The organism is Mycobacterium sp. 1164985.4 (assembly GCF_001668575.1).
Taxonomy (GTDB): Bacteria; Actinomycetota; Actinomycetes; order Mycobacteriales; family Mycobacteriaceae; genus Mycobacterium.
Window position 1 is genome coordinate 1 of the sequence record NZ_LZMD01000088.1, and the last position, 4,481, is coordinate 4,481.

A 4,481-nucleotide genomic window follows, 5' to 3' on the forward strand; every position below is an offset into this window, starting at 1 on the left:
GCGGGGTTGACCGCGTCGCGGTTTATGGCCTGTCCGTTCGCCGGTGTCGAGGCCGCGGGTCAGCGGATGTATCGCACCGGGGATTTGGTGTGGTGGGATGCTGATGGGCAGTTGCGGTATGTGGGTCGTGCTGATGAGCAGGTCAAGATCCGCGGGCATCGCATCGAGTTGGGTGAGATCCAAGCGGCGCTGAGCGCACTCGATGCGGTGGAGCAGGCCGCGGTGTTGGTGCGTGAGGACCGTCCCGGCGATAAGCGGCTGGTGGCCTATGTCACCGGCACAGTCGATCCGGCCGGGATCCGTCCCGCGCTTGCCGAGCGGTTGCCGGCGTATATGGTGCCCAGCGCGGTGGTGGCGATCGCGGCGTTGCCGTTGACGGTCAACGGCAAGCTCGACAGGCGGGCGTTGCCGGCCCCCGAATACACCGATGTGGATCGGTATCGGGCGCCTTCGACGCTGACCGAGGAGATTTTGGCCGGCGTCTTCGCCCAGGTGCTCGGGGTGGAGCGAGTCGGGGTCGACGATTCGTTCTTCGAGTTGGGTGGGGACTCGCTGCTGGCGATGCGGGTGGTCGCCGCGGTCAACACCAGCCTCGACGCCGGCCTGGCGGTGCGCGCCTTGTTCGAGGCCCCCACGGTGGCTGAGTTGGCGCCGCGCATCGGCACCGAAGAGGCGCGGCTGGCGCCGCTGGTGCCGGTGGAGCGCCCCGCGGTGGTGCCGTTGTCGTTCGCCCAGAACCGGTTGTGGTTCCTCGATCAGTTGCAGGGCCCCTCTTCGGTTTACAACATGGTGGTCGCGTTGCGGCTGGGTGGGCGCCTGGATGCGCAGGCGTTGGGGGCGGCGCTGGGTGATGTGGTGGGCCGCCACGAGTCGCTACGGACGTTGTTTGTGGCTCCCGACGGGATCCCACAGCAGGTCGTGATCCCGGTCGAGGGCGCCGACTTCGGGTGGCGCGTGGTGGATGCGGCCGGGTGGCCGTCAGAGGAGTTGGAGCAGGCCCTCGGCGAGGTGGCGCGGCACCCGTTCGATCTGGCTACCCAGATTCCGTTGCGCGCCACGCTTTTCGCTCTTAGCGCCGATGAGCATGTGTTGGTGGCAGTGGTGCACCACATCGCTGCTGATGGGTGGTCGATCACCCCGCTGGTGGCCGATCTCGGGGTGGCCTACTCGAGCCGGTGCGGCGGGCAGGCCCCGGACTGGGCCCCGCTGCCGGTGCAGTACATCGATTACACGTTGTGGCAGCGCGCCCAGCTCGGTGAGGTGGCCGATCACGACAGCCCGATCGCTGCGCAGCTGGCCTACTGGCAGGACGCGTTGGCCGGGATGCCCGAGCGGTTGAATCTGCCCACCGATCGGCCCTATCCGGCGGTGGCGGAAAACCGTGGGGCCAGCATGACTGTGGAGTTGCCCGCGCCGTTGCATCAGCAGGTGGCGCGGGTGGCGCGCGAGCACAACGCGACCAGTTTCATGGTGGTGCAGGCAGCGTTGGCGGCGTTGTTGGCCAAGCTCAGCGCCAGCAGCGAGCTGGCGGTCGGATTCGCCATCGCCGGACGCAGCGACGCCGCCCTCGATGGGTTGGTGGGCTGTTTCATCAACACGCTGGTGTTGCGCGTCGAACTGGACGGTGATCCCAGCGTGGCCGAATTGTTGGCCCAGGTGCGCCGACGCAGCCTGGCCGCCTACGAAAATCAAGACGCCCCGTTCGAGGTGCTGGTCGAGCGGCTCAACCCGACCCGGTCATTGGCCCATCACCCGCTGGTGCAGGTGTTGTTGGCTTGGCAGAACTTCCCTGGCCAAGACAACGGCCCGGTGTCGGGGTTGAGCCTGGGCGATCTGCAGGTCACCCAGCTGCCCACCCAAACCCACACCGCGCGTATGGATTTGACGTTTTCGCTGGGTGAACGTTTCAGCGAGGCCGGTGAGCCCGTCGGAATCGGTGGTGCGGTGGAGTTCCGCACCGATGTCTTCGACGCGGCCAGCATCGAGGCGCTTATTCAACGGCTGGGACGGGTGTTGGTGGCCATAACCGCCGACGCGGGTCGGTCGTTGTCTTCGGTGGATCTTCTCGACGAACCTGAACAAGCCCGCTTGCAGCAGTGGGGCAATCAGATGGCGCTGACCGCGCCGGCGCCGGCCGCGGTATCGATTCCGGTGTTGTTCGCCGCACAGGTGGCGCGCACCCCGGACGCGTTCGCGCTGACCTGCGATGGCCGCTCCCTGACCTACCGGCAACTCGATGAAGCGTCGAATCGGTTGGCGAATCTGTTGGCCGCTCAGGGGGCGGGTCCGGGAACCCATGTGGCCCTGCTGTTTTCCCGGTCGGCTGAAGCCATCGTGGCGATGGTCGCGGTGCTCAAGACCGGAGCGGCTTACTTGCCGATCGACCCGGCGCTACCGGCCGCGCGGATGGAATTCATGATCTCCGACGCCGCGCCGATCGCGGCGGTCACCACCGCCGACTTGCGGGCGCGCCTCGACGGATATGACTTGGTGGTCATCGACTTCGACGAGCCGGCAATTAAGGCCTCCCCGAGCAGGTCGCTGGCGGCGCCGGCACCCGACGACATCGCCTACCTGATCTACACCTCGGGCACCACCGGCCTGCCCAAGGGCGTAGCAGTGACCCACCGCAACGTCACCCAGTTCGTGGCCTCGGCGGATGGAATGGTGCCGACGGGTCCGGGACATGCGTGGTCCCAATGGCATTCGTATGTGTTCGACGTTTCGGTATGGGAGATCTGGGGGGCGCTGCTGCACGGCGGGCGCCTGGTGGTGGTACCCGAGTCGGTCGCCCGTTCCCCGGAAGATTTCCACGACTTGTTGGTCACCGAACGCGTCAGCGTGTTGAGCCAAACCCCGTCCGGGGTGGGCGTGCTATCCCCAGAGGGGTTGGAGTCGACGGCGTTGGTGGTGGCCGGTGAGGCCTGCCCGACGGAGCTGGTGGATCGATGGGCACCAGATCGGCTGATGATCAACGCCTACGGCCCCACCGAGGCCACGGTGTACGCGGCGATGAGTGCGCCACTCGAGGCGGGATCGGGTGTGGCTCCGATCGGTGCGCCGGTGCGCGGGGCGGCGCTGTTCGTGCTCGACGGGCGGTTGCGCCCAGTGCCGGCCGGGGTGGTCGGGGAGTTGTATGTGGCCGGCGCCGGGGTCGCTGTCGGCTACGTGGGCCGGGCGTCGTTGACCGCGGCGCGGTTCGTGGCCTGCGCGTTCGCACCACCCGGGTCGCGGATGTATCGCACCGGCGATCTGGTTTCTTGGGGTGCCGACGGGCAGTTGCGCTATCTGGGCCGCGCCGATGAGCAGGTCAAGATCCGCGGATACCGCATCGAATTGGGCGAAGTGCAGGCGGTGTTGGCCGGCTGCGATGGCGTCGATCAGGCGGTGGTGATCGCCCGCGAGGACCGCCCTGGAGACAAACGCCTCGTCGGCTATGTCACCGGGACCGCCGACCCGGTCACGTTGCGCGCCGCGCTCAGTGAGCGACTGCCCACCTACATGGTGCCCGCGGCCGTGGTGGGGCTCGAGGCACTGCCGTTGACGGTCAACGGCAAACTCGACAGACGTGCGCTGCCGGCGCCGGACTACACGGATGTCGACCGGTATCGTGCTCCGTCCACCCTGACAGAGGAGATCCTGGCCAGCATCTACGCAAAGGTGCTCGGGGTGGAGCGGGTCGGAGTCGACGACTCGTTCTTTGACCTCGGTGGCGATTCGTTGTCGGCGATGCGGGTGATCGCGGCGATCAACAAGTCCCTGGACGCCGGTCTTGCGGTGCGCACCTTGTTCGAGGCACCAACGGTGGCCGCCTTGGCGCCCCGTATCGGCGCCGAGGAGGGGCGCCTGGAGCCGCTGGTGACGGTGGAGCGCCCGGCGGTGGTGCCGTTGTCGTTTGCCCAGAACCGGTTGTGGTTCATCGATCAGTTGCAGGGCCCCTCGGCGGTTTACAACATGGCGGTGGCGCTGCGGCTGGAAGGCCCGCTCGATGTGGAGGCGTTGGGGGCCGCGCTGGGCGATGTGGTGGAACGCCATGAAACCCTGCGCACCTTGTTTGTCGCGCCGCAGGGGGTCCCCCAGCAGCGGGTGGTTGCGGTCGAACAAGCCGACTTCGGCTGGCAGGTCATCGATGCCCAAGGCTGGCCGGAAAACCGGTTGGGTGGGTCCGTCGACGCGGTGGTGCGTGAGCCGTTCGACCTGGCCGCCGAGATCCCCTTGCGGGCAACGCTATTCCGGATGAGCGCGGATGAGCATGTGTTGGTGGCGGTGGTGCATCACATCGCCGCCGATGGCGTCTCCGTAACTCCGTTGGTGGCTGATCTGGGGATGGCCTATGCCGCCCGGTGCGCGGGCCGGGTGCCGGAGTGGGCCCCGTTGCCGGTGCAGTATGTCGATTACACGTTATGGCAGCGTGATCAGCTCGGCGATCTCGATGATCCCGACAGCCGCATCTCCGCCCAGCTGGCCTACTGGCAGGATGC

Annotated in this window: 1 protein-coding gene; it reads left to right on the forward strand. The window is 67.4% G+C overall.

Annotated features, from left to right (window positions below; all coding sequences use genetic code 11):
* The coding region (locus A5650_RS20595) for a non-ribosomal peptide synthetase (RefSeq protein WP_156744226.1) at positions 1 to 4,481 on the forward strand (4,481 nt) is incomplete at both ends.